We start from the raw sequence: 5,975 nt of genomic DNA, 5'->3' as shown, positions 1-5,975 counted from the left end.
GGCGTTAATGTCAATCTAATTTCTCTGCGTCCGCGCAAGTCCGCCTGCCCCACTGAATCGCATTGTCTGTTAGCGTTTCGTGGGGGTGATTCGTGCCTGATCTTGCCAACACAGCCTATCTCGATGCGCTCAATTCCGAGCAGCGCCGCGCCGTCGAGCACGGCGTCGGCAAGGATTGCATCGTCGGCGCTCCGTTGCTGGTGATCGCGGGCGCGGGCTCCGGCAAGACCAACACGCTCGCCCATCGCGTCGCGCATCTGATCGTCGCGGGCGCCGATCCGCGCCGCATCCTGTTGATGACGTTTTCGCGGCGCGCCGCCGCCGAGATGGCCGGTCGCGTCGAGCGCATCGCACGACGCGTGCTCGGCGACCGCGCCTCGATCATGACCGATGCGCTGAACTGGGCCGGCACGTTCCACGGCATCGGCGCGCGGCTGCTGCGCGAATTCGCCGAGCGTATCGCGCTCGACCCGGCGTTCACGATCCATGATCGCGAGGACTCCGCCGATCTGATCAACCTGGTCCGCCATGACCTCGGTTTCTCACGCACCGAAAGCCGGTTCCCAACCAAAGGCACCTGCCTTGCGATTTATTCGCGCTGCGTGAATGCGGAGATACCGATCGAGGCCGTGCTCGGCCGGTTCTTCCCGTGGTGCTCCGGCTGGGCCAATGAGCTGAAACAATTGTTCGCGGCCTATGTCGAAGCCAAGCAGCGGCAGAACGTGCTCGACTACGACGACCTGCTGCTCTACTGGGCGCAGATGGTGACCGATACGGCGCTGGCTGAGGAGATCGGCGGGCGCTTCGACCATGTGATGGTCGACGAATATCAGGACACCAACCGCCTGCAATCTTCCATCCTGCTCGCGCTCAAGCCGGCAGGACGCGGGCTCACCGTGGTCGGGGACGACGCGCAGTCGATCTATTCGTTCCGCGCCGCCACCGTGCGCAACATCCTGGACTTCCCGGCGCAGTTCAGCCCGGCCGCCGAGATCGTCACCCTCGATCGCAACTATCGCTCGACCCAGCCGATCCTGTCGGCCGCCAATGGCGTGATCTCGCTCGCCAAGGAGCGCTTCACCAAGAACCTGTGGACCGACCGGACCTCGACCCGCAAGCCGCAGCTGGTCACGGTCCGCGACGAGGCCGATCAGGCGCGCTACATCGTCGAGCAGGTGCTTGCCAACCGCGAGGAAGGCGCGATGCTGAAGCACCAGGCGGTGCTGTTCCGCACCTCCTCGCACAGCGGACCGCTGGAGGTCGAGCTGACCCGCCGCAACATTCCGTTCGTGAAGTTCGGCGGCCTCAAATTCCTCGATGCCGCGCACGTCAAGGACATGCTGGCGCTGCTGCGCTTCACCGCCAATCCGCGCGACCGGGTCGCCGGCTTTCGCATCCTGCATCTGTTGCCCGGCGTCGGGCCGGCCTCGGCGCAGCGGGTGCTCGACCACATGGCCGAGGCCGCCGATCCGATCGCCGCGCTCGCTGCACTGCCGGCCCCGCCCCGCGCCGGCGCGGACTGGCGGCTGTTCGTCGAGGCGATCGAGAACCTGCGCTACTCGGAATGGCCTGTCGACATCGAGCGCGCGCGCCTGTGGTACGAGCCCCATCTCGATCGCATCCATGAGGACAGCGAGGTCCGCCGCGCCGACCTCATCCAGCTCGAGCAGATTGCCGCCGGCTATCCGTCGCGCGAGCGCTTCCTCACCGAGCTCACGCTCGATCCGCCCGACGCGACCAGCGACCAGGCCGGCGTGCCGCTGCTCGACGAGGATTACCTGATCCTGTCGACCATCCATTCCGCCAAGGGACAGGAATGGAAGTCGGTCTACGTGCTCAACGTCGTCGACGGCTGCATGCCCTCCGACCTCGGCGCCGGCACCTCGGCCGAACTCGAGGAGGAGCGCCGCCTGCTCTATGTCGCCATGACCCGCGCCAAGGACGATTTGCATCTGATGGTGCCGCAGCGCTTTTTCGTCCACGGCCAAGCCGCCAAGGGCGACCGCCATATGTACGCCTCGCGTACCCGCTTTATCCCGGAACGACTGCTGCCGATGTTCGAGCGGACAACCTGGCCACGGGCCGCCGCGGCACAGGCCTCCTCCGCCAGCCGCGCGCCGCCGATCGACATCGGCGCCCGGATGCGCGGCATGTGGCGCTGACGAAAATCTTGGCCACGCCCGGAACGAAGCCGCTGGCCTCGCGTTAAGGCGACGTTCGTAATCGGCAAACGACCATCCCCGACGGCTTCGGCGCGGTGCTCCGCGCGGGAGCCGTCGTTTTGTTGCGCCGCGTCAATTCACGCAGGAAACAGCGTAACCGGCTGGTCGAAGCCCTTCAGCGAATAATCGGAACCGGCCGCCGTGATCATGTCGCGGGTTCGATCCCGTACGGCTGATGTGACCAGGATCTCGCCGGACTTTGCCATCGCCTGGGCGCGTGCCGCGCGATTGACCACGGTGCCGACCGCCGTCAGGTCGCGATGGCTCTTGCCGAACTCACCGAAATTGGTGTCGCCGCTGTCGATCCCGATGCCAATGCCGATCTCGACATCGCCGGCGCCGATCGTGCGCACCAGCGCGTCGTGCCGGTCGCGAAAACTGCTCTGAATGTCACGCGCCGCCTGCAACGCCCGCGCAGCATGGTCGTCCCGCTTCACCGGAAAATTGAAGATCGCAAACACCGCATCGCCGATCGTCTTGTTGAGCAGGCCATCATAGCGCCAGATCGCGGCGGCGCAGTCGTCGTAGAAGGCGTCCAGCAGCGACGTCAGCCCGTCCTGCGCGATGGTCTGGGTCAGCGTGGTGTAACCCCGCAGGTCGGCGAACATCACAGTGGCGTCGATGGTCACGGCGCGCGCCTTCATGACCTTCGAGAACGCCATCTCGCAGATCGTGCAGGTGTTCGGGTTCATGCGGCTTGGCTTGATGCCGAACAGGCGGAACGGCGCCGACAACGGGCCGCGCAAGGGGATCGGCATATGGAGGTTCTGCCAGCAACCGAGGCAGATCGATGCAGGTTCCGGAGTCATCGGCGTATCACCTGCTGTTCCAGCGACGAAGTCCACCCTACCGTAGCACGGTCGATCCCGAGCACCCCAACCGAAATTGCCGGCACTCAGGCCGGTTTGACGAAACTCACTCCAATCCGCGTCTTCTTGCTCCAGATCACCTGGCACTCATGGACCACCGAGGCGTCGCGGGCCATCACCAGGCGGAATCTGTGCGGGACGAAAGCCGAATTCTCGACCTCGATGGCTGCCCCTTCCGGCGATATGTTCACGATCGTGCAATGCATGACCGAGCCGCCCGACGAGACATAGCCGGGTTCATTGACCTCGGTTCGCGGATGCCTGCGCTTTTCGTCCACCCGGCCAGCCTCCCCACTCGCTTCACGCAAACGTGGGCGATCGGCATTGCTGGAGTCAACGGTTGGCGCGGCTCACATCAGGCTTTCGCACCACGATTTGTGCGCAGCAGTAAGCCGGATGCTTATCGCCTCCGCGCAGATGAGCCCCGCGTCGGCGCGGGCTTGCCGTTCGCGACGGCGCGAGGATAGCCTCATCTGATGGGCGATGCGCTGGCGCGACGCACGCTCCCAACAACAATGAACAGGCGCCATGGGGAGACGCGCCATGTTCGAGATTCTCGATCGCCGGACGACTCTGACCGGCAACCAGATCAAGATCCTTGCGGCGGCCATCATCGGCGATGCGCTGGAATTCTTCGACTACTTCCTGATCGGCTTTGTGCTCGCCTTCCTGATCGGGCCGTGGAAACTCACCTTCGGCCAGTCGGCCACCGTGCTGATGAGTTCCGGCATTGGCGCCATCATCGGCGCTTATCTCTGGGGCTGGCTCGCCGACCGGGTCGGGCGCCGCATCGTCTTCATCGGTACGGTGCTGAACTTCTCGATCGCGACCGGCCTGCTCTATTTCACGCCCGACAATGGCTGGGTTTACCTCGCGATCCTGCGCTTCTTCGTCGGCACCGGTGTCGGCGGGCTGTATTGCGTCGACCTGCCGCTGGTGCAGGAGTTCATGCCCTCGCAGAAGCGCGGCTGGGTCGGCGGGCTCGTCACCTGCGTGATCCCGCTCGGCGTCGGCCTCGGCGCGGTGCTGGGCGCGATCATGGGCACCGATCAGTGGCGGCTGTTGTTTGCGATCGGCGTGCTACCGGCGGTCCTGGTGCTGCTGGTCCGGCTCTGGGTGCCCGAGTCGCCGCGCTGGCTGTGCCGGCAGGGACGCTATGACGAGGCCCGCAAGTCGCTGGCCTGGGCCCTGCAGGTGCCGCCATCGGAGCTGCCGTTGCCGAGCGCGGCCGATGCCGGGCCGATCGTCAGGACCAGCTGGTTCGACCTGTTCAAATATCCGCGCAGCCTGATCGTGTCCTGGCTCGGCAATGCCGGTGCGCAGACCGGCGTCTACGGCATCACGCTGTGGGCGCCCGCCCTGTTCGTGCTGCTGCTGAAGGTCACGCCGCAGGAGGCCGCCAAGATGATGATCCTGCTCAGCGTCACCGGCTTCATCGGCCGCATCTCGTTCTCTTATTTCTCGGAATTGCTCGGACGGCGCCTGGCCGGCGGCCTGCTCGGCTTCGGCGCAGGCGCTCTGACCATCATTGCCGGCTATCACTACGACGCGACGCTGTTCGGCATGTCGGCGTTCTGGCTGCTGCTCGGCGCCGCCTTCTTCTTCGCCGACGGCGGCTTTGCGATCGTCGGGCCCTATGCGGCTGAGGTCTGGCCGTCGCATCTGCGCACCACGGGGATGGGGTCGGCCTACGGCTTTGGCGGCATCGGCAAGATCATCGGGCCGGTCGGCCTCGCATTGATCGTCGGCTCGAACAACTACCTCAAGCCGGACGTGCCGCTGACCCAGATCCCGACCGCCTTCGTCTATCTCGGCTGCTGGTTCCTGATGGCCGGCGCCGTCTATCTGTTCTTCGGGCTTGAGACCCGGGGCAAGTCGATCGAGCAGATCGACAAGGAGCTCAACGCGACGCCTGATGTCGCGGCCTCCGCAACGATCCGGCGCGCCTGAAGGAGGCGAACATGAACACGACTTCTGCGGATCTCGCCGGCGATCATGACGTGATCGCCCGCGCCGAGGCGGTCAGGGACGCGGTTGCGGCCGCCGCCGACGAGATCGAAACGACCCGCCGCCTGCCGCCCGATCTGCTCGACCGGCTGCATGAGGCGCAACTGTTCCGCCTGCTGCTGCCGCGCTCGACCCACGGGATCGAGACCGATCCCGTCACCTTTTTCCATACCATCGAGACCATCGCCAAGGCCGATGCCTCGACGGCGTGGTGCCTGAGCCAGGCCGGCGGCTGTGCGATGTCGGCGGCCTATCTCGACCTGCCGGTCGCACAGGAGATGTTTGCCGACCCGCGCGCGGTGCTGGCCTGGGGCCCCGGCCCCAAGGTCAGGGCGACCGAATGCGAGGGCGGCTACCGCGTCACCGGCGTCTGGTCGTTCGCGTCAGGCGGGCGGCACGCCACCTGGCTCGGCGCGCACTGCCCGGTCTATGCCGCGGACGGCTCGCCGCGCCGTGACGCCAATGGCGAGCAGGTCGAGCGCACCATGCTGGTGCGGAGCGAGGACGTCGAATGGACCGACATCTGGAACACGGTCGGGCTGCGCGGCACCGCCAGCGACCAGTTCGCCCTGAACGATGTCTTCGTCCGATCAGACCATTCGATCACCCGCGAGTTCGATCGCGAATGCCGCGAGAATGGTCCACTGTACCGGATGAGCAACCACACCTGCTACCAGGTCGGTTTCGCCGGGGTTGCCTGCGGCATTGCCCGCAGCGCGCTGGACAATTTCGTCGACGTCGCCCGCAACAAGGTGCCGCGGGGCATGAAGAAGACGCTGCGCGACAATGCCGTGGTGCAATCCGGCCTCGCCCAGGCCGAGGTCAATCTGCGCGCCGCCCGCGCCTTCCTGCTGCAATCGATGGCGGACATCTGGAA

5 protein-coding genes are annotated in these 5,975 nt (G+C 65.9%); 3 read left to right on the top strand and 2 right to left on the bottom strand.

The genetic code is table 11. The annotated features are described in order from the left end of the window. The first annotated feature begins 92 nt into the window (after positions 1-92). Positions 93-2,162, top strand: coding sequence for an ATP-dependent helicase (locus QMZ05_RS40170; RefSeq protein WP_353705786.1), 2,070 nt, complete (start codon positions 93-95; stop codon positions 2,160-2,162). Positions 2,163-2,299: 137 nt separating this feature from the next. On the opposite strand, the gene QMZ05_RS40165 is transcribed toward QMZ05_RS40170, so the two are convergent. Then, positions 2,300-3,031, bottom strand: coding sequence for an adenylate/guanylate cyclase domain-containing protein (locus QMZ05_RS40165; RefSeq protein ID WP_353705785.1), 732 nt, complete (start codon positions 3,029-3,031; stop codon positions 2,300-2,302). A gap of 86 nt (positions 3,032-3,117) precedes the next feature. After that, entirely contained in the window at positions 3,118-3,369 is a 252-nt protein-coding gene (locus QMZ05_RS40160) for a PilZ domain-containing protein (protein WP_146985923.1), read from the bottom strand. A 265-nt stretch (positions 3,370-3,634) separates the two neighbouring features. Between QMZ05_RS40160 and QMZ05_RS40155 the strand changes: the two genes are divergently transcribed. Both QMZ05_RS40155 and QMZ05_RS40150 read left to right on the top strand, forming a co-directional pair. Next, positions 3,635-5,041, top strand: a complete 1,407-nt coding sequence (locus QMZ05_RS40155; protein WP_353705784.1) for an MFS transporter — start codon at positions 3,635-3,637, stop codon at positions 5,039-5,041. A gap of 11 nt (positions 5,042-5,052) precedes the next feature. Continuing rightward, positions 5,053-5,975 (top strand): acyl-CoA dehydrogenase family protein (locus tag QMZ05_RS40150; protein WP_353705783.1); only part of this gene is annotated, 923 nt, incomplete at its 3' end.

Source organism: Bradyrhizobium sp. INPA03-11B, assembly GCF_040446015.1.
In the GTDB taxonomy this organism is placed as follows: Bacteria; Pseudomonadota; Alphaproteobacteria; order Rhizobiales; family Xanthobacteraceae; genus Bradyrhizobium; species Bradyrhizobium macuxiense_A.
Note: the sequence above shows the minus strand (reverse complement) of the source record. Positions and strands in the feature narration are given on the sequence as shown.

Coding starts and splice junctions, on each gene's coding strand:
- QMZ05_RS40155 (WP_353705784.1), top strand. CDS start 3,635: ATGTTCGAGATTCTCGATCGCCGGACGACTCTGACCGGCAACCAGATC.
- QMZ05_RS40165 (WP_353705785.1), bottom strand. CDS start 3,031: ATGACTCCGGAACCTGCATCGATCTGCCTCGGTTGCTGGCAGAACCTC.